We start from the raw sequence: 22782 nt of genomic DNA, 5'->3' as shown, positions 1-22782 counted from the left end.
GGCGCAGGTGGAGCATCACTTCATCCACCCCGACCAGGGAGTGCCGTTCATGAACCGCCGCCACGACATCGACGCCCTGCGCGTCCTGGCCTTCGGCCTGCTGATCCTGTTCCATCTGGGCATGCTGTATGTGGGTCCCGCCGACGACTGGCGTTTCCATCTCAAGAGCAGCTACATCGCCGACTGGCTGGCGCATCCGATGCTGGCCTCCAGTTTCTGGCGCATGGACCTGCTGTTCCTGATCTCTGGGATGGCGGTGCATTTCCTGCGGGGACGCCTGAGCCTCCCGGCGCTGGCCTGGAAGCGAACGGTACGGCTGCTGCTGCCGTTGCTGTTCGGCATGGCCGTGGTCATTCCCATCCAGCCGTATGTGCAGGGGGTGGACAACGGCCTGGTCGCGCCCGGCTTCGGCCGCTTCCTGCTGCGTTACTGGACCGGCGGACCGTGGCCCGCCGGTGCGTTCGACGGCTGGCAGTTCGGCGTCACCTGGAACCACCTGTGGTATTTGCCGTACGTGTGGGTCTACACGCTGGTCTTGCTGGCGCTGCTGCCGGCACTGGAGTCGGCCTCGGGACAGCGCGCCATCGCCGTTCTGCAGCGGCTACGCGGCTGGCCGCTGCTGGTGCTGCCCGCGCTGCCGCTGCTTGCCTGCAACCTCTGGCTCGCCGCGCGTTTTCCCATGAGCCATGCCCTTGTCGGTGACTGGTACGCCCACGCCGGCTACGCCACGATGTTTTTCTATGGCTACGTCGTTGGCACGCACCAGGGCTTGTGGGATGAACTCGCTCGCCTGCGCCACCGTGCGCTGGGCATGGCCGTGGCCTGTTTCGCGGCATTCCTGCTGCTGGCTTACCTGGACAACTTCATCGACCTCACGGACGCGCCGGAGTCGGCCATGGCCTGCACCCGGCTGTGCATGCGGATACTGCATTTCCTCTATGCATGGAGCGCCATTGCCGCCGTGCTGGGCTGGGGCCATCGCTATCTCAACCGTCCGTTCCGCTGGCTGCCGTATGCGCGCGAAGCGGTGTTCCCCTGGTACATCCTGCACCAGAGCGTGATGCTGGCCTTTGCCTACTGGCTGCTTCCGCTGCGCTTGGGCCCGATGTGGGAGCCGACGCTGGTGCTGCTGGGTACGGTAGGCGGCTGCGCGGTGTTGCACGAGATGGTGATACGTCGCTCGCGCTGGTTGCGTCTGTTGTTTGGCCTCGATGCGATGCCGCGCCCACGCCCGCTGCCGCAGGCCACGCTGCAGCCACAGGGCGTCTGAGCCTTGGGCAGCGAGGCCCTCAGGTCTCGCTGCCCATCGTGGAATCGAGATGTTCCACGCGACGGATGTCACCGAGCCATACATAGCAAGTCCAGTCCGGCACGTCCGGGCGCTCCAGCCGCACCACGCCGTTGATGCCCTCGTTCTCCGCAATGTCACGGAACATCTGCACGTTCGGGCGCTCGCACACGATGCCGTCGTGGCTGGTGCCGTCGTTCATCACCAGCACCACGTGCCCGTTGGTCGGCAAGGCCTGCACCAGCCCTTCCAGATGACGAATTTCCGCGGGATGGATGAATACTTGTTCGGCAAAGCGACCCATGGCTCACCTCGCTGCCTGCATGGACGCGTTTGACGCTAGGGCGGCCAGCGACAACGTCAGGTCAACGGAAGGGCAGGCCGGTGTGAACCGTTCATGCTTGCCCGATGGCGCGTGCCGCCGATAATGCGCAGACTCCCCAGGGCCGCTCCCCATGTCATCGTCTCCTGCGCCGGCGGATACGCTGCGCTCGCATCCCGCGTTCGTACAGTTCTGGTTTGCGCGCATCTGCTCCGGCTTCGGCTTCCAGATGCTTTCCGTCGCGGTGGGCTGGCAGGTCTACGCGATCACCGGACGGGCGCTGGACCTTGGCCTGATCGGCCTCGTCCAGTTCATTCCCTCCGTGCTGCTGGCCTTGCCCGCGGGTCACGTGGCCGATCAGTTCGAGCGCCGGCGCATCGTGATGCTGGGCCAGATCGTGGACTTGGTCGCCATCGCCGCGCTCGCCGTCATCAGCCTGATGCATCTCGCACACGAGGCCACCATCCTCGCGCTGATATTCGTGATCGGCGTGGCCAAGGCCTTTGAATTTCCCGCGCTGCAATCGATGCTGCCCGCGCTGGTGCCGACGTCGATCCTGCCGCGCGCCATGGCCGCCAGTGCCTCGGCAGGACAGGCCGCGATGATCATGGGTCCGGCGGTCGGCGGCTTTCTCTACGTGGCCGGGCCCGGCACGGTCTATACGGTGTGCGCCCTGCTCTACCTGGTCGCCGTCGCGCTGATGGCACACCTGCGCTACGAACAGGCACAACCCAAGCGCGAACCCGCCACGCTGAAGACCCTGTTCGCCGGCGTGCATTTCATCCGAGCGCGCCCCGATGTGCTCGGCGTGATTTCGCTGGACCTGTTCGCGGTGCTGCTGGGCGGCGCCACGGCGCTGTTGCCGATCTTCGCCAAGGACGTGCTGCACACCGGCCCGTGGGGATTGGGCCTGCTGCGCGCGGCGCCGGCCGTCGGCGCGTTGCTCATGTCGCTATGGCTGACGCGGCACAACATGGAACGACGCGTGGGTTCGATCATGTTCGCGTCCGTCGCCGGCTTTGGCGTCGCCACGCTGGTGTTTGCCGTGTCCACTGCGCTGTGGCTTTCGCTGGCGGCGCTGTTCGCGCTCGGCGCGCTGGACATGGTGAGCATGGTGATCCGCGGTGCGCTGGTGCAGCTGGACACGCCCGACGACATGCGTGGCCGCGTGAGCGCGGTCAACGCCATCTTCATCAACACCTCCAACCAGCTGGGCGAATTCGAATCGGGCTTGCTTGCGGCATGGGTGGGCGCGGTCAACGCAACCCTGATCGGCGGCATCGGCACGCTGATCGTGGTGGGGCTGTGGATGACGATGTTCCCCACCCTGCGGCGGCGCCAGCGCCTGCAGGGCGAACCCGTCACGCCGCCGGAGCCGGCCACCGACACACTCTGAGCGCACCCATGATCACTCGTTCTCCCGCTGCCTTCCTCCAAGCCTTTGCGCAACTCGCGCCCATCGAAGGTGCCGCCGCAACGGCACGTGGCGCCTTCCTGGTCACGCCCGCGGACTTTGCACTGGCCACCGAGTCCGCGCGCGACAACCGCTACATGGACTTGTCGCAATCGGTGGAACCCTCGCATGCACTAGCCCAGCACGCGGCACTTGCACAGGCCTTGCGCGAGGATGTTCCGATCATCACGTTTCCCGGCGACGCGCACACGCCCGATGCCGTGTTTCCCAACAACGTGTTTGCGACGGCGCCCGGTCGATTCATCATCGGACGCATGCGCCATCCGGTTCGCCAGCGCGAGGCTGAGCGCACCGACATCCGCGCGTTCTTTCGCGATGTGCTCGGTTACCGCGAAATCGACCTCTCTGCGCGCAGCGACCTGGTCGCCGAACTCACCGGCTCGCTGGTCATCGATCGCGCACGCGGCGTCGGTTTCTGCGGATTGAGCGAACGCTGCGACGAAGCGGGTGCGCGCGCCATGCACGAGGCCTTTGGCCTGCGCCTTACGTTCTGCTTCGATCTCGCACCTGGCGAATATCACACCAACGTGGTCCTGGCCCTGCTGGCTGGACGCGCGGCGATGCTCGCGCCCGAGGGCTTTGTCGATCCGGCCGTACCCGAGGCGATCGCTCGTGCCTATGGCGGTCGCGCCATCACTCTGAGTGCGGCGCAGAAGGCGTCGTTTGCCGGCAACGCCATCACCCTGTCCGATCGTTGCGTGTGGCTGAGCGAGCGCGCCGCGGACTCGCTTACGACTACGCAGCGAGAAGCCCTGGATCACTGGGGTTTCCAGTTGCGATGCGCGGCGCTGGATGAGATCGAAAAAGCCGGTGGCAGCCTGCGCTGCTGCGTGGCCGAGATCTACTGACGGTGCGGCTTCCGCCGCGCCGCAATGACACCTGTCAAGGCACCACCGGCACCCATCGCTAGCATGCCGTGATCCTTTCAGAGCCGAATGCGGCGGGAGCGGTCACATGCAGGTCGATGTCGTCATCGTCGGAGCGGGTCCGGCAGGATTGTGCCTGGCGCGAGCGCTCGCTCCCACCGGCCTGAGTGTGGTCGTCGTCGAACAACAGCCACTGGGGTCGCTGCGCGAACCCGCCTTCGACGGACGCGAAATCGCCCTCACCCGGCGCTCCGTGCGCATCCTGCGCGAACTGGGCGTGTGGGAACGCCTTGGGCCTCCGGATATTTCGCCACTGCGCCGCGCCCGCGTGCTCAATGGTTCGTCCTTGCACGGGCTCAGCGTGGCACCCGCAGGCGACGACGATGCGGAGCTCGCCTTCCTGGTGCCCAACGACCGCATCCGTCGTGCCGCCTACGCATGCGTGGAACACGAACCGCGCGTCACGCTGGTCCCTCACACCGCCGTTCACGCGGTCTCGCTTTCCGAAGGCCTGCCTCGCCTGCACCTTTCCAGCGGCGACAGCCTCACTGCGCGACTGGCCGTTGCCGCCGACAGCCGCTTCTCTTCGCTGCGACGTGAGGTCGGCATTCCCGCGGACATGCACGACTTCGGCAAGTCCATGCTGGTGTGCCGCATGGCATTGGAACGGTCGCACGACGGCGAAGCGCTCGAATGGTTCGATCACGGCCAGACGCTCGCCCTTCTCCCGCTGCACAACGGCGAAGCCTCGGTAGTGCTGACGCTGCCCGGCCACGCCATGAAGGCCGTCATGGCATTGGACGATGCCGCCTTCAACAAGGACATGCATCGCCGCTTCGACGGCCGCTTCGGGCAGATGCGCCTGACCAGCACGCGCCATACCTATCCATTGGTGGCAACCTATGCGCGCCGCTTCGTGGCGCCGAACATCGCGCTCATTGGCGACGCCGCCGTCGGCATGCATCCGGTGACCGCGCACGGCTTCAACCTCGGCCTGCTCAGTGTGGAATCGCTGGCGGCGGAAATCCGCAAGGCGCACGCCGCCGGCGAAGACTTCGCCTCAATTCGCGTATTGGAGCGCTATCAGCGCAACCACCGTCTGGCCACGCGCCCGCTGTATCTCGCCACGCTGGCCATCGCGAAGCTGTACACCGACGACCGCCTGCCGGCGCGACTGGCCAGGCGGGCCCTGCTGCGCGCCAGCCAGGCCACGCCACCCTTCCAGCGGGCACTGGCTCGCATGCTGTCGGCGGACGGTCCCGCAGGCCGCGCCAAGCCCATGATTTCTGCATGAACAGGCCATGCGATGTTTACGCGTCACTCACGCCAGCGCTGGCACCTTGGCTCAACACACTGCAAGGAGGACGCCATGGGCCGTTCCTATGACATCGAGAACACCGTCAACGGCGTCCGCGAACGGGTCGGTGACCGCCTGCGGCATTACGCGGGCGAAGCTGCGGACCGTGCGGACGAACTGGTGGAGCGCGGGCGCGATGCGCGTCGCCGCTTCGGCCGCAATCGCAACACCTATGCACGTCGCATCGGCCATGCCGCCGAGGATTTCGCCGACGAGGCCAACTACCAGTACCGTCGCCTGCGCCGCCAGGTATCGCGGCACCCGGTAGCTACTACTGCGATCGTCGCCGGCACACTCGGTGCCTTCTTCCTGTTGCGACACCTGTTCCGCGACAACGACGACGATTGATCCCAGGTATTCGCCCATGAAAAACCCGCCGAAAGGCGGGTTTTTTTATCAGCACAACAAGGCCGGCAACGGTGTCATGCCCCGCTGGCCCTCGCCTCCATCGGGGTCCGCCCATGGACGGACCCGCGGAGAGCGCCAGTTCAGTGCACGCCAGCCGGCGGGGTCTTTTCCGGTGCGGCCGCTGCTGCCGTGGCGCTCGAATAGCGACCGCCATAAGGCAGCACTTCCGATGCCAACTTCGAATCGGCCTTGATGAGACCCACGGCGTCGAACAGGATGTGCGCCGTTTCGTCGAGTTGCGGATCGGCCGCCTTCTTGGCGTCCTTCTCCTGCTTCAGCTCGGACTTGAGGCTCCGTTCGTTGGCGTTGAGGCCATCGTCCGTCGCGACGTCGTCGTCACCGTTGACGTCGCCATCGATGGCCTTGTGGCGGGCACGGAAATCGGCCTGAAGGGCGTCCTGTTCCTTGCGCTCGGTCTGGCGCTGGGCAAAATTCAGCGAGATGGTGGTCTTGTCACGCATCTTGCGGTACTGCGCCAGCTCGTCGAGCATCAGCTTCCACGACGGCGATGAGGCAGCGCGGGTGTCGTGCTTGGCTTGCAGCTGGCCGAGATACGCCTTCAGGTCCGCCACCGGCTTGTAGTCGGCCGGCTGGATCTGCGTCCACGGCAGCGCGTTGTCGTAGGTCGACTCGCCGAAATCCTTCTCGTCGCCATTCTTCGGATACTGGATGTCCGGCGTCACGCCCTTCAACTGGGTGGAGCCGCCGTTGATGCGGAAGAATTCCTGGATGGTCATCTTCAACTCGCCGTACTGCGGCTTCTCGCTGGTGTTGCGGGTGAAGCGGTCGAGGTCGACCAGGTTCTGCACGGTGCCCTTGCCGAACGTGGGCTGGCCAATGATCAGGCCGCGGCCGTAGTCCTGGATGGCCGCTGCGAAGATTTCCGACGCCGACGCCGAACCGCGGTTCACCAGCACGGCCAGCGGGCCGCTCCAGGACATGCCCGGCTGGTCGTCGCCCTGCACCTGCACTTCGCCGCGCGCATCGCGCACCTGCACCACCGGACCCTGGTCGATGAACAGGCCGGTGAGTTCATTGGCTTCGGCCAGCGAACCACCACCGTTGTTGCGCAAGTCGATCACGACGCCTTCGACGCCGGCAGCCTTCAACTCGCCGAGCAGCTTGGCGACGTCGCGGGTGGCGCTCTTGAAGTCCTTGTCGCCTTCGCGGCGCGCGCCGAAATCGGAATAGAAGCTCGGCAGGTCGATCACGCCGATCTTGCGGGTGACGCTGGCGTCCTTGATCTCGATGACCTTCTTCTTGGCGGCCTGCTCTTCGATGCTCACCTTCTGGCGCACCAGGGTGATCAGCTCGTGCTTGCCGTCCACGCCTGCGTCGGACGGGAGGATTTCCAGGCGTACGGTCGTGTTCTTCTTGCCACGAATGTGCTTGACCACATCGTCCAGGCGCCAGCCGATGACGTCGACCATGGGGCCGTTCTCGCCCTCGCCGATCGCCACGATGCGGTCACCCACGTGCACCTTGCCCGACTTCGCCGCCGGACCGGCCGGCACGACTTCGCGGATGGCGGTGTATTCGTCGCGCGCCTGCAGCACCGCGCCGATGCCTTCCAGCGACAGCTTCATCGAGATGTCGAAATTTTCCGCGGCGCGGGGGCCGAGGTAATCGGTATGCGGGTCGGTAGACTCGGCATAGGCATTCATGAAGGACTGGAACGCGTCCTCGCCATCGAGCTGCTTCACGCGGTCGACGTAGCCGGCGTAGCGCTTGTCCAGCGTCTTGCGGATGTCGTCATCGGTCTTGCCGGCGAGCTTCAGGCGCAGCCAGTCGTTCATGGTGCGCTCGCGCCACAGCGTGTCGAGCTCCGCCTGGTCCTTGGGCCATTCGGCCTTCTTGCGATCGTAGTTGTAGCTTTCGCTGGTGTTGAAGTCGAAACCCTGCTTCAACAGGCTGCGCGCATAGTTCATGCGATCGATCGCGCGCGTGATGTACAGGTTGAACATCGAGAACGGGCCGGAAAGGTCCTGGTTCCAGATCGCATCGTCCATCTGCGTCTTCAGCGGCGCGAACTTGGCAAGGTCGGCCTGTGTGAAGAAGACCTTTTCGCCGTCGAGGCTGTCGAGATAAGCCTTGTAGATCTTCTGCGACATCGCATCGTCGAGCGGCTGCGCGTCGTAGTGGAAGCGCGTGAGGAAGCGCGCGGAAAGCTGCGCCGCCTGCGACTGGTTCACCGTGGGCTTGAGTGGCAGCGTGGAGTACTTGCGCGGTGCGTTGTCGCCGGCGAGATCGGCGGCGGACTGCGCGTAGGCGCCGGCACCGGTGACGGCAAGAGCAAGCAGCAGGGCTAGCGTGGGGCGCAGTTTCATAGGCTCTCTGGGAGTTCTCAGGCGTGCTCAGTGACACCTGCGGCATGTGCCTGCAGGTCGGCGTGATAGGACGAACGCACCAGCGGACCGGAGGCGACGTGATGGAAACCCATCTCCTCACCGGCCACGCGCAGCGTTTCGAATTCTTCCGGCGTCCAGTAACGGACCACCGGATGATGATGCGGCGTCGGCTGCAGGTACTGGCCGATGGTGATCATTTCCACGTCGTGCGCGCGCAGGTCGTGCATGGTTTCCAGCACCTGCTCCATCGTCTCGCCCAGGCCCAGCATGATGCCGGACTTGGTCGGCACGTCCGGATGCTGCGCCTTGAAGCGCTTGAGCAGGTCCAGCGACCACTGGTAGTCCGCGCCCGGGCGCACTTCGCGATAGAGGTGCGGCACGGTTTCAAGGTTGTGGTTGAACACGTCCGGCGGGAAGTCCTTGAGCACTTCCAGCGCGCGCTCCATGCGGCCCTTGCCGCGGAAGTCGGGCGTGAGGATCTCGATCTTGATGTTCGGCGACGCGTGGCGCGTGGCACGGATGCACGCGGCGAAGTGCTCGGCGCCGCCGTCGCGCAGATCGTCGCGATCCACCGAGGTGATCACCACGTACTTCAGGCGCATGTCGCGGATGGTCTCAGCCAGACGCGCCGGTTCCAGCGGATCGGGAGCGGCTGGGCGGCCATGGGCCACGTCGCAGAACGAGCAGCGGCGCGTGCACACCTCGCCGAGGATCATGAACGTAGCAGTGCCCTTGCTGAAGCACTCATGGATGTTCGGGCACGAGGCTTCCTCGCACACCGTCACCAGCGAGTTCTCGCGCAGGCGCGATTTCAGCTGCGCCACGGCATTGCCCTGCGGCAGGCGCACGCGGATCCAGCTCGGCTTGCGCAACGTCGGCACGGCCGTGTCGAAGCCCGCGCGGTTCAGCGCGATCTTGTCGTTGCCGATTTGCTTCTCGGGCGTCCCGACAACACTGATCGGGATGACCTTGGTGGTGGACATGTCGCTCATGTAGGCAGACTCAGACCGCTACGCGAGCGGGTAGTTCAGGGAGGATGGGGGCGGCCGATTCGGCGGCGAAACCGAACTGGCGACAGAACTCGTCGACCAGCGCATCTTCGACATCCGACAGGCGCGATGGGCCACCCAAGTCTAGCACCTGCGTGACCGCCAAACCCTTGTAGCCGCAGGGATTGATGCGGTGATAGGGCTCCAGGTCCATGTTCACGTTGAAGGCAAGGCCGTGGAAACTGCAGCCGCGGCGCACGCGCAGACCCAGCGCCGCCACCTTGGCCCCGGCAACGTAGACGCCCGGAGCACCCTCCAGACGTTCGGCGCCGATATTCCAGTGCGCCAGCGTATCGATGATGGACTGCTCGATCTTGTTCACCAGCTCGCGCACGCTGACACCGGCGCGACGCAGGTCGATCAACGGATAGCCGACGATCTGGCCCGGGCCGTGGTAGGTCACCTGGCCGCCGCGATCCACCTGGACCACCGGAATATCGCCGGGCGCGAGCACGTGCTCGGCCTTGCCGGCCTGCCCCTGGGTGAACACGGGGTCGTGCTCCAGCAGCCACAACTCATCGGGCGTATCGGGGCCGCGGTTGTTGGTGAACTGGCTCATCGCCTCCCAGGTCGCCGCGTAGGGCTGGCGACCGAGACGACGAACTTTGAGCGGGAGGGACATGGCGATGCCTGGGGACGGGGTACGTCTGGGGAAGGTGCGGGCACTTGGAGGGGAAGCCAAGTGCCGGAAGCTCGGGGTTGGTCGTGGGTGGTCGCGGCGCCAGAACCGGCTGCGGCGCCATCGGTGGCCGCGGGAGCGCCTTCGTTTTGCGCCCCACTATCCCATTCCCATCCTCGGCCTTACAGCGTGTACCGGATATCCGGGTCGGCCCGCAGCGTCGAATGCGCCAGGTCGTACTGCTCGCGCGTGTCGCAGCGGAAGCTCACGGTCACCGAGATGAAGTTGCCTTCGCGGGAGTTGCGATGCTTCACCGTCTCATGCAGCACATGCAGGCCTATCCCTTCCAGGATCTGCGGCACGCGGGATTTCAGGTCCGCGCTGGCGTTGCCCATGGCGGTGATTTCAAATTCGCCTGGAAACTGGAAGCCCTGGCCTTCCTGCTGGGCCTCGATGGAGTCGATATCGCGCATGCCGGCACCTCCTCACTTCTTCTCGTCGGGCTTCTTGTCGCTGTGGAACCACAGCATGATGCTGTCCCACAGGCGACCGAAGAACCCGGCCTGCGGCGCATCCGCCAGCGCCACCAGGGGCACGTTCTGCACCGGCTGGCCGTCCAGCGTGACCCGCAGCGTACCCACCTGCTGTCCCTTGGTGAACGGCGCGATCAGCGTGGCCGGGACATCCATGGTCGCCTTGAGCTTGTCGTAGTCACCGCGCTTGACCGTCACCAGCACGTTGTCGGCCACGCCCAGCGGCAGCTGGTTGGACTGGCCCTTCCACAGTTTCGGCGTGGCCAGCGGCTTGTTGCCGTCATACAGCTTGTGCGTCTCGTAGAAGCGGAAACCGTAGTTCATCAGCGCCAGCGCGGCATCGGCGCGTGCCTTCTCGTTGGAGGCGCCCATCACGATGGCGATCATGCGCGAATCGCCCTGCTTGGCCGAAGCGGCCAGGCAGAAGCCGGCGGCCGCGGTATGGCCGGTCTTGATGCCGTCCACGGTGTTGTCGCGCCACAACAGCAGGTTGCGGTTGTGCTGCTTGATGCCGTTCCACTCGAAGTCCTTGACCGCCGAGATCGCATAGTCCTCGGGGAAATCATGGATCAGTGCGCGCGAAAGCAGCGCGATGTCGCGCGCCGTGGAGTAGTGGTTGGCGATCGGATAGCCGGACGCGTTCTGGAAATTGGAGTTGGTCATGCCCAGCTGCTTGGCATAGGCATTCATCAGGTTGGCGAACGCCGTTTCCGAACCGGCGGTATGCTCGGCCAGCGCGATGGCAGCGTCGTTGCCGGACTGGATGATCATGCCGTACAGCAGGTCCTTCAGCGGCACCTGGCTGTTGAGCTTGAGGAAGCTGGTGGAACCGTCGGTGCCCGCACCGCCGCTGCGCCATGCGTTCTCGCTGATGTTGACCGGGTCGGCCATGTGGATCTTGCCGTTGGCGATCTCGGCGGACACCACATAGTCGGTCATCACCTTGGTGATCGAAGCCGGCTCGACGCGCATATCCGGCTCTTTGGACGCCAGCACCTGGCCGGTGGCGTAATCCATCAGCACCCAGCTCTTGCCGTCCACGTCCGGCGGCGGCGGCACCGGCGCCTCGGGCACCGCCGGGCGCGGAACCGGCACGGGCTTGGGCGGGGTCTGCTGGGCGATGGCGGTACCGACAACCAGGGCGGCGACGGCGAGTGAAGACAGGGTACGGCGGATCAGGTTCATCGTTCGGTTCAATCCAATGCTAGATGGCGGCGCCGCGACGCCGCGAATTCAATACGTCAGTCTACCGCGACCTGCGGCCTGGGCAGCCCCATATTCTCGATGCGCGAGGTGACATCGTCGGCCTGGTCGACGCTGGCGAGCGGTCCCACGCGCACGCGCCGGATATTGCGGCCGTTGATTTGGGCATCCACCACCTGTACTGGCGCAAAATTGGCCGCCCGCAACTGCTGCGCTACACGCTCGGCATTACCCGCATCGGAGAATGCGCCCACTTGGAGGAAAATCCCGGGCCCCGGGCTGGCCGGTTTGGGCGGCGGCGGTGGCGGCGGCAGGGTCTGCGCCGTGAGCGGCTGGCCCGGATCGATGGCACGCACCTCGACCAGACCGGTGCCCTTGGGCCACACGCCGATCTTCACGGCGGCGGCATAGGACAGGTCGATCAGGCGGTTCTCGTGGAACGGGCCGCGATCGTTGATGCGCACGATCACGCTCTTGCCATTCTCCAGGTTGGTCACGCGCGCGTAGCTGGGCAACGGCAAGGTCTTGTGCGCAGCGGTGAACTGGTACATGTCATAGTCTTCGAGACTAGAAGTCTTGTACCCGTGGAATTTGTTGCCATAGAACGAGGCGATGCCGCGCTCGACATAACCGCTGGGGTTCGACAGCACGTTGTAAGACTGGCCCAGCACCGAATACGGCGACTTGTTGCCGTACAGCGCACGCGGTTCCACCTTGGGCACCGGCTCGGGAATCTTGTCGATGGCCTCCGGCGGCAACGCATCCGGCACGCTGTCCGAGTTGTCGCGATAGCGACTGCTCTGCGGGCGGCTGGTGTCGTCGTAGATACCGCCGCGGGCACTGCCGCTACCGCCCGGCGACGACGCACTCCCACCGCGCGACGAGGGCGATCCGGCGTGGGTCGGGGAAGGTCGGGTTTTTCCGCCACCGCATCCAGCCAGCAGCGCCATCATCAAAACAGGCAGCGCGAGCTGCCACCTCATCGCGCGGCTTGGGTCACACCTGCCCCCTCGGCAATAGCCTGTGCCAGCTGGTGAACCGCCAGCGCATACAGCGGACTGCGGTTGTACGTGGTGATCACGTAGAAATTCTGAAAGGTGAACCAGTATTCCATGCCATCGCCGCCTTCCAGCGACTGCAAGCTGGTGGGCTGGCCCGGATTGATCGCCTGCAGCGGCGCATAACCCCACGCCTCAAGCTGCTCCAGCGGCCACTGCGGCTTGGAGTCCTTCACCGAGATGGGCTTGGCCGCGCCGTCGGGCTGCGCACGCGCCGCCACCAGGCCGCCCTGCTGCCAGCCGTGCCTGGCAAAATAGTTCGCGACGCTGGCGAAGATGTCCGGCAGCGAGTTCTTCAGGTCGATGCGGCCATCGCCATCGGCGTCCACGCCGAAATCGCGGATGCTCGAAGGCATGAACTGCCCCCAGCCCTGCGCGCCGGCGTACGAACCGGTGAGCGTGTCCACCGGACCGGCCAGGTGATTGTCGGGCAGCTCCAGCAGGGTCTTGAGCTGGTCGCGGAAGAAGGTGGCGCGCGGCGGGTAGTACAGGCCCAGCGTCACCAGCGCATCCAGCACCTTGTACTTGCCGGTGTTGCGACCGTAGGAGGTTTCCACGCCGATGATCGCCACGATGTACTCGGGCGCCACGCCGTACTGGCGGCCGGTGCTCTCCAGCAGCGCGCGATGCTCGCGATAGAACGCGATGCCGTCATTGATGCGCTGGGGCGTGATGAAGATCGGCCGGTAGTCCTTCCACGGCTTGGCTTCGGCCGGGCGGCTGATCGCATCGAGGATGCTCTGCTGCTTGGTCGCGCCATCGAGCAGGGCATTGAGCGCCGCCGGACTCTTGCCGGTGTCCTTGGCCACTTCGCTGACCAGTTGGCTCTGTCCCGGATGGATTTGTGCGAGGGCTGGCATGCATGCCGCGGCGAAGAAAAGGCCCAGTGCGGCGGCGAGGCAACGAGTCGGTAGCGACGCGGCAATCAGTGGCATGAATGACTTCACTGTCGGAACGGCTTCGATGCAAAGCCTATCACGCAACCCCGGGGGAAAACGGGGTTTTGCGAATCGCCAGGCCAGGTGATCGCACAGTGCGCGCGACCCTCCAGACAACCTCAGGCTTGCATGGACGCGCGCGCCTCAGGCGGCGCGCGTCCGCATGCGTTCTCAGTCATGCACCTTGCGATTGGCAAAGATCGACATCAGCACGCCGAAGCCCGTCAGCAGCGACACCGCCGACGTGCCGCCATAGCTGATCAGCGGCATCGGCACGCCCACCACCGGCAACATGCCGGCCACCATGCCGCCGTTGACGAACACGTACACGAAGAAGCTCATGCCGATCGCGCCGGCCAGCAGGCGTGAATAGGTGTCGCGCGCTTCCATGGCGATCCACAGGCAGCGGCCGATGATGAAGGCGTAGAGCAGCATCACGCCGATCACGCCGATGAGGCCGAACTCTTCGGAAAACACCGCGAAGATGAAGTCGGTGGTGTGCTCGGGCAGGAAGTCCAGCCGCGACTGCGTGCCGTGTTGCCAGCCCTTGCCGAAGGTGCCGCCGGAACCCACCGCGATCTGCGACTGGATGATGTGCCAGCCATTGCCCAGCGGATCGGATTCCGGATCCAGCAGCGTGCGCACGCGATTGCGCTGGTATTCGTGCAGGAAATGCCAGGCCACCGGCACCATCGCGCCCACGATGGCCAGCAGGCTGCCGATCTTCCACCAGCGCATGCCCGACAGGAACAGCGCAAACGCGCCGGCGGCGCTCACCAGCAGCGCCGTGCCGAGATCCGGCTGCTCGGCGATGAGGCCGGCGGGAATGGCGATCAGGATGCCGACGACGGCGATGTCCTTCCAGCTCGGCGGCAACTGCCGCGGATGCAGGTACCAGGCCACCATCATCGGCATGGTGAGCTTGAGCAGCTCCGACGGCTGGAACGACAGCACGCCCAGGTCCAGCCAGCGCTTGGAACCGCTGCGCACCTCACCGAGCGCGGCCACCACCAGCAGAAGCGTGACGCTGCCGGCGTAGAGCCAGGGCGTCCAGCTGCGCAACACGGAGGGCGGGATGCGCGAGATCAGCAGCAACAACGCGCCGCCCATCATGAAGCGCACCGCCTGCCCGGTGATCATCGCCATGTTGCCGCCGCTGGCGCTGTACAGCGTCATCAAGCCCACGACGGCGAGCACGAATAGGCCGAATGCCAGCGGCAGGTCGATGCGCGGGCGCTTGAGCATGCGTTGCAGGGCGCGCTGCAACCTGAGCTGGAGGGCGTCGATCATGGGGTGCCTCCGTCGTCCGGCGGTGCCGTGCTGGCGCTTTCCGGTGGCATCGCCGGCATGTCGGCAGGCGTGGCCACCGGCGTATCGTCGGGAGTCTCCGGAGCGCTCGCAGGTGCCAGCGTGCCGCTTTCGGGCGTCTTCGCCGGAGGCACCGCGCCACCGGTCGAGACCAGCCACGCTTCCATGATCTTGCGCACGATGGGACCTGCGTCGGCCGCACCCCAGGCGCCCGATTCGAGCATGGCCGCCACCGCGATGCGCGGCGCCTCGGTGGGCGTATAGGCGATGAACCATGCGCGATGGCGCGTGGCCAGATAGGCCAGGTTCTTGTTGGTGTCGTATTCGTTGCTGCGGCGAGAGAAACGTTCCGCCGTACCGCTCTTGCCGGCGACGCGCAGCGGGAAGCCCTTGAACACACCGGCCTGCTGCGCGGTACCGCCCTGGCCGTAGACCACCGCCTCCATGCCCTCGTTCACCACATTCCAATCATTGGGCTTGCGGATCACGGAGGGGCCTGAGGGTGGATTGGCCAGGGGAGTGGGCCGCTCCTTCACCGCTGCCGTCGCCATCACCAGCCGCGGTGCGTACGGCATGCCGTGACCGGCGAAGGTGGCGGTGGCGTGGGCCAGCTGCAGCGTGGTGACATTCCAATAACCCTGGCCGATGCCGGCGATCACCGTCTCGCCCTGGAACCACGGATATTTGCTGCGCGTGGCCTTCCATTCGCGCGAAGGCAGGATGCCCTCGGCTTCGCCCAGCAGGTCGATGCCGGTTTTCTTGCCGAAGCCCAGGCTGCCCATCCAGCTGGCAAACCGGTCGATGCCCATGTCCAGCGCGAGCCGGTAGAAGTAGGTGTTGGTGGACTTCTCGATGGCACGCACCATGTTCACCGTGCCGTCGCCACCGCGCGTGTCGTCGCGATAGCAGCGCTGCTGCCCCGGTATGCAGAATTCGCCGGTCGACAGCACCGTGTCCTCCGGCCGGCGCACGCCCAGCTCCAGGCCGCCGAGGGCGAGGAACGGCTTCACCGTCGAGCCCGGCGGATAGGCGCTCTTGAGCGCGCGGTTGAGCAGCGGCTTGTCTTCCGCCGTGGTGTACGTCGTGTAGTCGGCATGGCTGATGCCGTTGACGAACAGGTTGGGATCGAAGCTCGGCACGCTGACCATGGCCAGCACCTGGCCGTTGCGCGGATCGATCGCCACCGACGAACCCGGACGTCCCTCGAACGCATCGTTGGCCGCCTTCTGTACGCGCACGTCGATGCTGAGGTAAAGGTTCTTGCCCGGTGTCGGCGGATGGGTTTCCAGCACGCGCTGCACGCGGCCATCGGCGTTCACTTCCACCAGTTCATAGCCCGGTTCGCCGTGCAGCATGTCTTCATAGGAACGCTCCAGCCCGTTGCGCCCCACATGGCTGGTGCCCTTGTAGCGATCAGGGTCGAGCCGCTTCATGTCATCGGCGTCGATGCGGCTGACGTAGCCCACCACGTGCGCGAACAGCGGCCCGTACGGATAGCGCCGCGTGAGATACGGCACCACGTCCACCCCGGGGAAACGCCAGCGATTGATCGCAAAGCGGGCAATCTCGTCCTCGGTCAGATGCAGCTTCAGCGGCACGCTGTCGAAGCGACGGTTCTGCTTGAGCTGCTTGCGGAAGGCATCGATGTCGTCATCGCCCAACGGCACCACGTCGCGGATGTCCGACAACATCGTCTTCATGTCGGACACCTGCTCGGGCACCACTTCCAGGCGGAAGGCAGGCACGTTGTCGGCCAGCAGCACACCGCTGCGGTCAAAGATCAGGCCACGCGCCGGGGGAATCGCCCGCGGCTTTACCCGGTTGTTTTCCGAGCGCAGGGCAAACTCGTCGTGGCGCCCCACCTGCAGGTAGTGATAGCGGGCGACCAGCACGCCAAGCCCAAGCAGGATCAAAGCAAAGCCCACCATGGCGCGCACGCGGAACAGCGTGCTTTCGCCTCGGGAATCCTTGATCGAGCGTCGCTTGAGTGCCATGGCGCTACTGAAGGCGCAGGCGCATGCGCAGGTCGTCCATGAGCAGGAACAGGAACGGCCACAACGCCGCGCCGATGAATGGCGAGATCCACCAGGTGGGCGGCGGCAACGACTCACCCGCAAACGTGCGCACGATCAGCAACAGCACGCGATCGTTGAGCAGCAACGCCAGCACGGCCAAGGTCTGCTGCCACATCGGGAAGAAGCGCAGGCGCGAACGGAAACGCAATGCGATGAACACCAAGGCGCACAGGCGCATCGCCTGCTCACCCAGCAGCACGCCATCCAGCAGATCCGCGCCCAGGCCGATACAGAACGCCAGACCCAGGTTCACGCGCTGGTCGCCCGCTTCCAGCGACCAGTACAGCAGGAATAGCGCAGGCCAGTACGGCTTGAATGGCTGCAGGGGTGCGGGCAGCGGGATCAGCATCATCAGCAGGGCGAACACCAGCGACCCGACGAACCACAACAGACCCACGCGTTGCTTGTTCATGGCGTCACCGTCCCGGCGGAGGCCGCTGCCGCTGCATTGGTGTTCCTGGCCGGCGCGGGCGCGCTGGAAGCGGGCGCCGGTGCGGGCGCGAGATCCGATGGCGGGCCTGCAGGTGTCACCGGCTCCGGCGGACCCACCGGCTCGGCCAGGTCATGCAGCAACAGGACGTCTTCGCTGCGGTCCAGGTCCGCGGCCGGGCGCGCGCGCCCTTCCAGGAACATGCCGGAGGCTGCCGGCTCCACACTGCGGATTTCGCCTACCGGGAAGCCCGGCGGAAAACGGCCACCGAGACCCGAGGTCAGCAGTTTGTCGCCGGGGTGCACGTCGGATGCCATGGAAATATTGGGAAGGCTCAGAAAGCCGCCATCGCGCGAACCATAGGCGACCGTGCGCAAGCCGGTGCGCTCGATCACCACCGGAATGGCATGGTCGGGGTCTGTCACCAGCATCACCAACGACGTGCGCGGCATCACCTCGACCACCTGACCCATGACGCCGTGGGCGTCGATCACTACCTGCCCTTTCTTCACGCCATCGCGCGCGCCCACGTTCACCAGCATGCGGTGACGGGCCGTGCCTAGGTCCACGTCGATCACGCGGGCCAGTTGCACGTTGAGTTCGAGGCTGTGCTGGGTATCCAGCAGTTCCTTCAGGCGCTGATTCTGCTCGGCAACGGCCGCCATGCGGTTGAGCTTGGCATTGGCCAGCAGCAGATCCTCGCGCAGGCGCTGGTTCTGTTCAGTGAGGAGCTTGCGGTCGGAGAAGGCCACGCTGGCGGCGCGCATGCCGGCAGACGGCAGGCTGGCCAGACGATAGACCGGCTCCACCAGCACCGAGGTGGTGTAGCGCAAGCGCCAGATCCAGCCGTTGCGATGGTCGAGCACCATCAGCACCATGGCCAGCGCGAGATAAAAGATGAGCCTGAGCGTTCCGGCAACCGTGCCGGCAAACAGGGGCGAGGATTCCTCGCGCGCGAGCGCCATGACCTACCCGACCCCTGTCGTATAGGTTATTCGGGAGCGAAGAAATCGCTGCCGTGCTGATCGATCAGCTCCAGCGCCTTGCCGCCACCGCGTGCCACGCAGGTGAGCGGTTCGTCGGCCACCTGCACGTGCAGGCCGGTTTCCTCGGAGATCAGGCGATCGAGATCACGCAGCAGCGCGCCGCCACCGGTCAGCACGATACCGCGCTCAGCCACGTCGGAGCACAGTTCCGGCGGAGTCTGCTCCAGCGCCGACTTGACGGCCGCCACGATGCCCGACAGCGGCTCGTGCAGCGCCTCGAGGACTTCGTTGGAGTTGATGGTGAACATGCGCGGCACGCCTTCGGCGAGGTTGCGACCGGAGATCTGGATCTCCTTGACCTCGCTCTGCGGGAACGCGCAGCCGATTTCCATCTTGATGCGCTCGGCGGTGGATTCGCCGATCAGCGTGCCGTGGTTGCGGCGCACGTAGTTGATGATGGCCTCATCGAAACGGTCGCCACCCACGCGCACGGACTGCGAGTAGACGATGCCGTTGAGCGAGATCACCGCCACTTCGGACGTACCGCCGCCGATATCCAGCACCATCGAGCCACGCGCCTCGTGCACCGGAATACCGGCGCCGATCGCAGCGGCCATGGGCTCTTCGATCAGGAACACGTCGCGGGCACCGGCACCTTCCGCCGATTCCTTGATGGCGCGACGCTCCACCTGGGTGGAGCCGCAGGGCACGCACACCAGCACGCGCGGGCTCGGACGCAGCATGCGCGACTTGTGCACCTGCTTGATGAAGTGCTGCAGCATCGCCTCGGTCATCGAGAAGTTGGCGATCACGCCATCCTTCATCGGGCGCACCGTGGCAATGTTGCCCGGCGTACGACCCAGCATCTTCTTGGCGTCGCTACCCACCGCCGCAACGGCGCGCGGGCCACCCGGGCCACGGTCCTGACGGATCGCCACCACCGACGGTTCATTCAGGACGATACCCTGGCCACGCACATAAATCAGCGTGTTGGCGGTGCCGAGATCGATGGAAATGTCGTTGGAGAAAAAGCCGCGAAACTTCTTGAACATGGGTCCGCCGTGGGCCGGCTGTGGCTAAAAAGTAAGCGGGCCAGTCTAGTCAGCAAGCCCTCGGACCGCAAGGACAATCTCGTTAAGAAAGCCTTTCTTTACGCGATGATATGCGCGTTTTCGGCATCGGCACCACGCCTCTTCGTCCGCATGGAAGTCGCGGCCGGGAGTGGTTCCCGGTATGATCTGGAACTTTGAGCCAGGGCGGTCCGTGCACCGTCCGGCACTTCCGTTACAACTGCCAGGGAACTACCTCGCGCCATGTCTGCCGTCATCTGCGGATCGCTCGCCTACGACACCATCATGGTGTTCCAGGACCAGTTCAAGAACCACATCCTGCCCGACCAGGTGCACATCCTGAATGTGTCCTTCCTGGTGCCGCGCATGCGTCGCGAATTCGGCGGATGCGCCGGCAACATTGCGTACAACCTCAAGCTGCTGGGCGCAGATCCGGTGCCGGTCGCCACGGTCGGCCAGGATTTCGGGCCGTACCGCGCGCACATGGAAAAGTGCGGTATCCGCCTGGACTATGTCCGTGAGTTCGAGGACCAGTTCACCCCGCAGTGCTTCATCACCACGGACCTGGACAACAACCAGATCACCGCCTTCCATCCGGGCGCGATGCTGAGTGCGCACACCAACCACGTGCGCGATATCCCGGAGATCAGCTTCGCGATCGTGGCGCCTGACAGCCGCGATGCGATGCTGCAACACGTGGACGAGTTCTCCGCGCGCGGCGTGCCCTTCATCTTCGACCCGGGCCAGGCGATGCCGCTGTTCGATGGCGCCGAGTTCCGCGCGATGATCGAAAAGGCCACCTACGTCATCGTCAACGACTACGAGTCGCAGCTGCTGCAGCAGCGCACCGGCTGGAGCGCGCAGGACATCGCCTCACGCGTGAAGGCCTACATCGTCACGCTGGGCCCACGCGGTTCGCAGATCCACACCGACGGCACCATCCACGAGATCCCGCCGGCGCGCGAGCGCCAGGTGATTGACCCCACCGGCTGCGGTGACGCTTATCGCGCAGGCCTCATCTTCGGCATCATGAATGGCAAGGACTGGGGCACCGTCGGCCGCATGGCCTCGCTGATGGGCGCACTGAAGGTGGAACATCCGGGCACGCAGAACCAGCACTTCGACTACGCGCAGTTCGCCGCGGAGTTCAAGGAACAGTTCGGCTACGCGCTCGATTGACGACAGCGCGCCAGGCGCGCTGCTCCGCTCCATGCTCCCTCACCGTCATCCCGGTACAGGCCGGGATGACATCAAGAAAGCAGCGGCATCAGCCCACGCGAAATCCCATCGTCGCGCTCACCGCATCCTGCCAACCGCGATAGAGCCGGTCGCGCTCCAGTGCAGGCATCTGCGGCGTAAAACGCCTATCCATCTGCCATAGACCGGCGATCTCCTCGCAATCCTTCCAGAAGCCCACGGCCAGCCCGGCAAGATACGCCGCGCCCAGCGCCGTGGTTTCCTGCACACGCGGACGCAGCACGGGCACGCCCAGCATGTCGCTCTGGAACTGCGCCATGAAATCGTTGGCGATCGCGCCGCCATCGGCACGCAACTCGGTCAATGCAAGGCCGGCATCCGCTTCCATCGCCGTAAGCACGTCGCGCGATTGATAGGCCAACGACTCCAGCGCCGCGCGCACGAAATGCTCCTTGCTGGTGCCGCGGCTCAACCCGAATACCGCACCACGCACGTCGCTTTTCCAATATGGCGCACCCAGCCCGACGAATGCGGGCACCATGTACACACCATCACTGGATGCCACGCGCTCCGCATAAGCCTGCGAGTCGCTGGCCTTGCCCAGCATGCGCAAGCCATCTCGCAGCCATTGGATCACCGATCCCGCGACAAAGATGCTGCCTTCCAGCGCGTAGTCGACACGGTCGCCCAGCTGCCACGCAATGGTGGACAGCAGGCCGTGTTTTGACGGCACGGCTTGCCCACCGGTATGCATCAGCATGAAGCAGCCGGTGCCATACGTGTTCTTGGCCATGCCCGGTTTGAAGCAAGCTTGTCCGAACAGCGCCGCCTGCTGGTCACCGGCCATTCCAGCGACAGGAATGCTGGCGCCAAAGAACTGGGAAGGCGCCGTCGTCGTGTAGATCTCACTGTTCGAGCGGACGTCGGGCAACATCGCGCGCGGGATGTTCAACGCATGCAGCAGGTCCTCGTCCCAACAGCGGCGATGAATGTCGAAGAGCAGCGTGCGCGCGGCATTGCTTACGTCGGTTACATGGGCCGCCCCGCCGCTCAGGTTCCAGATCAGCCAGCTATCGATCGTCCCGAACAGGAATTCGCCGCGTTCTGCGCGTTGCTGTGCGCCATCCACATGATCGAGGATCCAGCGCAGCTTGGTTGCCGAGAAGTAGGCGTCGATCAGGAGGCCGGTACGTTCGCGCACGAGGGATTCGAGGCCCTCCTGCTTCATTCGTTCGCAGATATCCATGCTCTGCCGCGATTGCCACACGATGGCGTTGTACACAGGCTGGCCGGTGGCTCGATCCCATACCACCGTTGTTTCGCGTTGGTTCGTGATGCCGATAGCCGCGATGTCCGCAAGTTCGACCTGCGCATTCGCGAGCAACTCGGTCACCGTCACCAGGACGCTGGTGAGGATCTCGCGTGGATTGTGCTCAACCCAGCCCGGCTGCGGAAAAATCTGCGCAAACTCGCGCTGTGATGTGCCAACGACGGAGCCCGAGCGATCAAACAGGATCGCACGGGAACTGGTCGTGCCCTGGTCGAGGGCGAGAATGAAACGCTTCTCCACGCGGCCTGCTCCCGAGATCGGCGAGTCACAAGCGTAGCAACAAGCGGCCGCGCCGGAACGTTGCCGGAACGTTGCGAGCTCAGTGCGCCTCGCCCTTCACGCCCGGCTGCATGATCCGGTCGATGTACGCCAGCGCCAGGGCCGAAACCACAAACGCCAGGTGCAACAGCAGTTGCCACATGATCGTCTGCGAGCTCAGCGAATCTGCCTTGATAAAGGTGGCCAACAAGTGGATCGAGGAAATGCCAATGATGGCCATGGCCAACTTCACCTTCAGCACCGTGGCATTCACGTGGGACAGCCACTCCGGTTGATCCGGATGGCCCTCCAGCTTCAGGCGGGACACGAAGGTTTCGTAGCCACCCACGATCACCATTACCAACAGGTTGGAGATCATCACCACATCGATCAGTCCAAGCACGGTGAGCATGATCGTGGTCTCAGCACTCTCGGCATTGACGCCGTCGCCAAGGTGGCCGAACAAGGTGGCATCGACCAGATGCCACAGCTCACGAACAAACTGCACCACGTAGATGCCCTGCGCCACGATCAGTCCGAGATACAACGGCAACTGTAGCCATCGCGAAGAGAAAATCAGATAAGGGAGCAGACCGAGGCGGCTCGTGGAAGGAGTCGTCATGCACATCACAGCCAGGAAGGGGGCTGAGAATGATCGCAAATTA

The 22782-nt window shown here is 65.0% G+C and carries 21 protein-coding genes; 6 read left to right on the top strand and 15 right to left on the bottom strand.

Annotation, left to right across the window (positions count from 1 at the left end):
* Positions 1-49 precede the first annotated feature (49 nt).
* On the top strand, positions 50-1270 hold the full coding sequence (locus VFG49_RS07975; protein ID WP_324859218.1) for an acyltransferase: 1221 nt from the start codon (positions 50-52) through the stop codon (positions 1268-1270).
* 19 nt (positions 1271-1289) lie between these two features.
* On the opposite strand, the gene VFG49_RS07970 is transcribed toward VFG49_RS07975, so the two are convergent.
* Complete coding sequence (locus VFG49_RS07970) at positions 1290-1592, bottom strand: DUF3247 family protein (RefSeq protein ID WP_324859216.1); 303 nt, start codon at positions 1590-1592, stop codon at positions 1290-1292.
* 151 nt (positions 1593-1743) lie between these two features.
* Between VFG49_RS07970 and VFG49_RS07965 the strand changes: the two genes are divergently transcribed.
* The 4 genes from VFG49_RS07965 (at position 1744) to VFG49_RS07950 (ending at position 5655) form a co-directional block, all read left to right on the top strand.
* Complete coding sequence (locus tag VFG49_RS07965) at positions 1744-3006, top strand: MFS transporter (RefSeq protein WP_324859214.1); 1263 nt, start codon at positions 1744-1746, stop codon at positions 3004-3006.
* Between the two features lie 8 nt (positions 3007-3014).
* On the top strand, positions 3015-3932 hold the full coding sequence (locus VFG49_RS07960; RefSeq protein ID WP_324859212.1) for an arginine deiminase-related protein: 918 nt from the start codon (positions 3015-3017) through the stop codon (positions 3930-3932).
* 106 nt (positions 3933-4038) lie between these two features.
* Entirely contained in the window at positions 4039-5244 is a 1206-nt protein-coding gene (gene ubiM, locus VFG49_RS07955; protein ID WP_324859210.1) for a 5-demethoxyubiquinol-8 5-hydroxylase UbiM, read from the top strand.
* Between the two features lie 75 nt (positions 5245-5319).
* The gene (locus tag VFG49_RS07950; protein WP_324859208.1) at positions 5320-5655 is read left to right on the top strand and encodes a hypothetical protein; all 336 of its coding nucleotides are present in this window, start codon (positions 5320-5322) and stop codon (positions 5653-5655) included.
* A gap of 140 nt (positions 5656-5795) precedes the next feature.
* Here VFG49_RS07950 and VFG49_RS07945 read toward each other — a convergent pair whose 3' ends face one another.
* From VFG49_RS07945 to VFG49_RS07890, 12 genes are all read right to left on the bottom strand, one after another.
* Positions 5796-8042, bottom strand: coding sequence for a carboxy terminal-processing peptidase (locus VFG49_RS07945; protein ID WP_324859206.1), 2247 nt, complete (start codon positions 8040-8042; stop codon positions 5796-5798).
* Between the two features lie 17 nt (positions 8043-8059).
* The gene (gene lipA, locus VFG49_RS07940) at positions 8060-9055 is read right to left on the bottom strand and encodes a lipoyl synthase (protein ID WP_324859204.1); all 996 of its coding nucleotides are present in this window, start codon (positions 9053-9055) and stop codon (positions 8060-8062) included.
* A 10-nt stretch (positions 9056-9065) separates the two neighbouring features.
* Positions 9066-9734, bottom strand: a complete 669-nt coding sequence (lipB, locus tag VFG49_RS07935; protein WP_324859201.1) for a lipoyl(octanoyl) transferase LipB — start codon at positions 9732-9734, stop codon at positions 9066-9068.
* 179 nt (positions 9735-9913) lie between these two features.
* The gene (locus VFG49_RS07930; RefSeq protein WP_324859199.1) at positions 9914-10204 is read right to left on the bottom strand and encodes a YbeD family protein; all 291 of its coding nucleotides are present in this window, start codon (positions 10202-10204) and stop codon (positions 9914-9916) included.
* Positions 10205-10216: 12 nt separating this feature from the next.
* The gene (locus tag VFG49_RS07925; RefSeq protein ID WP_324859197.1) at positions 10217-11449 is read right to left on the bottom strand and encodes a D-alanyl-D-alanine carboxypeptidase family protein; all 1233 of its coding nucleotides are present in this window, start codon (positions 11447-11449) and stop codon (positions 10217-10219) included.
* Between the two features lie 56 nt (positions 11450-11505).
* A complete protein-coding gene (locus VFG49_RS07920) occupies positions 11506-12450 on the bottom strand; it encodes a septal ring lytic transglycosylase RlpA family protein (protein WP_324859195.1) in 945 nt (314 codons plus the stop codon).
* Entirely contained in the window at positions 12447-13460 is a 1014-nt protein-coding gene (mltB, locus tag VFG49_RS07915; protein WP_324859193.1) for a lytic murein transglycosylase B, read from the bottom strand. The genes VFG49_RS07920 and mltB overlap by 4 nt, the downstream gene beginning before the upstream one ends.
* Before the next feature lie 174 nt (positions 13461-13634).
* Positions 13635-14753 carry a rod shape-determining protein RodA gene (gene rodA, locus VFG49_RS07910; RefSeq protein WP_324859191.1) on the bottom strand — a complete coding sequence of 373 codons (1119 nt, stop codon included), beginning with the start codon at positions 14751-14753 and terminating at the stop codon, positions 13635-13637.
* Positions 14750-16765, bottom strand: coding sequence for a penicillin-binding protein 2 (mrdA, locus tag VFG49_RS07905; protein WP_324859190.1), 2016 nt, complete (start codon positions 16763-16765; stop codon positions 14750-14752). Before mrdA ends, rodA begins: the two co-directional genes overlap by 4 nt.
* 4 nt (positions 16766-16769) lie before the next feature.
* Positions 16770-17258 (bottom strand): rod shape-determining protein MreD, encoded by a 489-nt coding sequence (gene mreD / locus VFG49_RS07900; protein WP_324859188.1) that lies wholly within the window; start codon positions 17256-17258, stop codon positions 16770-16772.
* Positions 17255-18241 carry a rod shape-determining protein MreC gene (gene mreC / locus VFG49_RS07895; RefSeq protein ID WP_324859186.1) on the bottom strand — a complete coding sequence of 329 codons (987 nt, stop codon included), beginning with the start codon at positions 18239-18241 and terminating at the stop codon, positions 17255-17257. Before mreC ends, mreD begins: the two co-directional genes overlap by 4 nt.
* A 26-nt stretch (positions 18242-18267) precedes the next feature.
* The gene (locus VFG49_RS07890; RefSeq protein WP_266150025.1) at positions 18268-19314 is read right to left on the bottom strand and encodes a rod shape-determining protein; all 1047 of its coding nucleotides are present in this window, start codon (positions 19312-19314) and stop codon (positions 18268-18270) included.
* A gap of 261 nt (positions 19315-19575) precedes the next feature.
* Between VFG49_RS07890 and VFG49_RS07885 the strand changes: the two genes are divergently transcribed.
* The gene (locus VFG49_RS07885) at positions 19576-20511 is read left to right on the top strand and encodes a carbohydrate kinase family protein (protein WP_324859182.1); all 936 of its coding nucleotides are present in this window, start codon (positions 19576-19578) and stop codon (positions 20509-20511) included.
* A gap of 88 nt (positions 20512-20599) precedes the next feature.
* On the opposite strand, the gene glpK is transcribed toward VFG49_RS07885, so the two are convergent.
* Both glpK and VFG49_RS07875 read right to left on the bottom strand, forming a co-directional pair.
* Complete coding sequence (glpK, locus tag VFG49_RS07880) at positions 20600-22099, bottom strand: glycerol kinase GlpK (protein WP_324859180.1); 1500 nt, start codon at positions 22097-22099, stop codon at positions 20600-20602.
* 79 nt (positions 22100-22178) lie between these two features.
* Positions 22179-22739, bottom strand: coding sequence for a TIGR00645 family protein (locus VFG49_RS07875; protein ID WP_324859292.1), 561 nt, complete (start codon positions 22737-22739; stop codon positions 22179-22181).
* Positions 22740-22782: the final 43 nt, after the last annotated feature.

The sequence above is a fragment of the Dyella sp. genome, assembly GCF_035685885.1.
Classification (GTDB): domain Bacteria; phylum Pseudomonadota; class Gammaproteobacteria; order Xanthomonadales; family Rhodanobacteraceae; genus Dyella.
The sequence above is the reverse complement of the archived record's forward strand: the minus strand, read 5'-3'. Positions and strand labels throughout refer to the sequence as shown.

Coding starts and splice junctions, on each gene's coding strand:
- VFG49_RS07975 (WP_324859218.1), top strand. CDS start 50: ATGAACCGCCGCCACGACATCGACGCCCTGCGCGTCCTGGCCTTCGGC.
- VFG49_RS07970 (WP_324859216.1), bottom strand. CDS start 1,592: ATGGGTCGCTTTGCCGAACAAGTATTCATCCATCCCGCGGAAATTCGT.
- VFG49_RS07965 (WP_324859214.1), top strand. CDS start 1,744: ATGTCATCGTCTCCTGCGCCGGCGGATACGCTGCGCTCGCATCCCGCG.
- VFG49_RS07960 (WP_324859212.1), top strand. CDS start 3,015: ATGATCACTCGTTCTCCCGCTGCCTTCCTCCAAGCCTTTGCGCAACTC.
- ubiM (WP_324859210.1), top strand. CDS start 4,039: ATGCAGGTCGATGTCGTCATCGTCGGAGCGGGTCCGGCAGGATTGTGC.
- VFG49_RS07950 (WP_324859208.1), top strand. CDS start 5,320: ATGGGCCGTTCCTATGACATCGAGAACACCGTCAACGGCGTCCGCGAA.
- VFG49_RS07945 (WP_324859206.1), bottom strand. CDS start 8,042: ATGAAACTGCGCCCCACGCTAGCCCTGCTGCTTGCTCTTGCCGTCACC.
- lipA (WP_324859204.1), bottom strand. CDS start 9,055: ATGAGCGACATGTCCACCACCAAGGTCATCCCGATCAGTGTTGTCGGG.
- lipB (WP_324859201.1), bottom strand. CDS start 9,734: ATGTCCCTCCCGCTCAAAGTTCGTCGTCTCGGTCGCCAGCCCTACGCG.
- VFG49_RS07930 (WP_324859199.1), bottom strand. CDS start 10,204: ATGCGCGATATCGACTCCATCGAGGCCCAGCAGGAAGGCCAGGGCTTC.
- VFG49_RS07925 (WP_324859197.1), bottom strand. CDS start 11,449: ATGAACCTGATCCGCCGTACCCTGTCTTCACTCGCCGTCGCCGCCCTG.
- VFG49_RS07920 (WP_324859195.1), bottom strand. CDS start 12,450: ATGAGGTGGCAGCTCGCGCTGCCTGTTTTGATGATGGCGCTGCTGGCT.
- mltB (WP_324859193.1), bottom strand. CDS start 13,460: ATGCCACTGATTGCCGCGTCGCTACCGACTCGTTGCCTCGCCGCCGCA.
- rodA (WP_324859191.1), bottom strand. CDS start 14,753: ATGATCGACGCCCTCCAGCTCAGGTTGCAGCGCGCCCTGCAACGCATG.
- mrdA (WP_324859190.1), bottom strand. CDS start 16,765: ATGGCACTCAAGCGACGCTCGATCAAGGATTCCCGAGGCGAAAGCACG.
- mreD (WP_324859188.1), bottom strand. CDS start 17,258: ATGAACAAGCAACGCGTGGGTCTGTTGTGGTTCGTCGGGTCGCTGGTG.
- mreC (WP_324859186.1), bottom strand. CDS start 18,241: ATGGCGCTCGCGCGCGAGGAATCCTCGCCCCTGTTTGCCGGCACGGTT.
- VFG49_RS07890 (WP_266150025.1), bottom strand. CDS start 19,314: ATGTTCAAGAAGTTTCGCGGCTTTTTCTCCAACGACATTTCCATCGAT.
- VFG49_RS07885 (WP_324859182.1), top strand. CDS start 19,576: ATGTCTGCCGTCATCTGCGGATCGCTCGCCTACGACACCATCATGGTG.
- VFG49_RS07875 (WP_324859292.1), bottom strand. CDS start 22,739: ATGACGACTCCTTCCACGAGCCGCCTCGGTCTGCTCCCTTATCTGATT.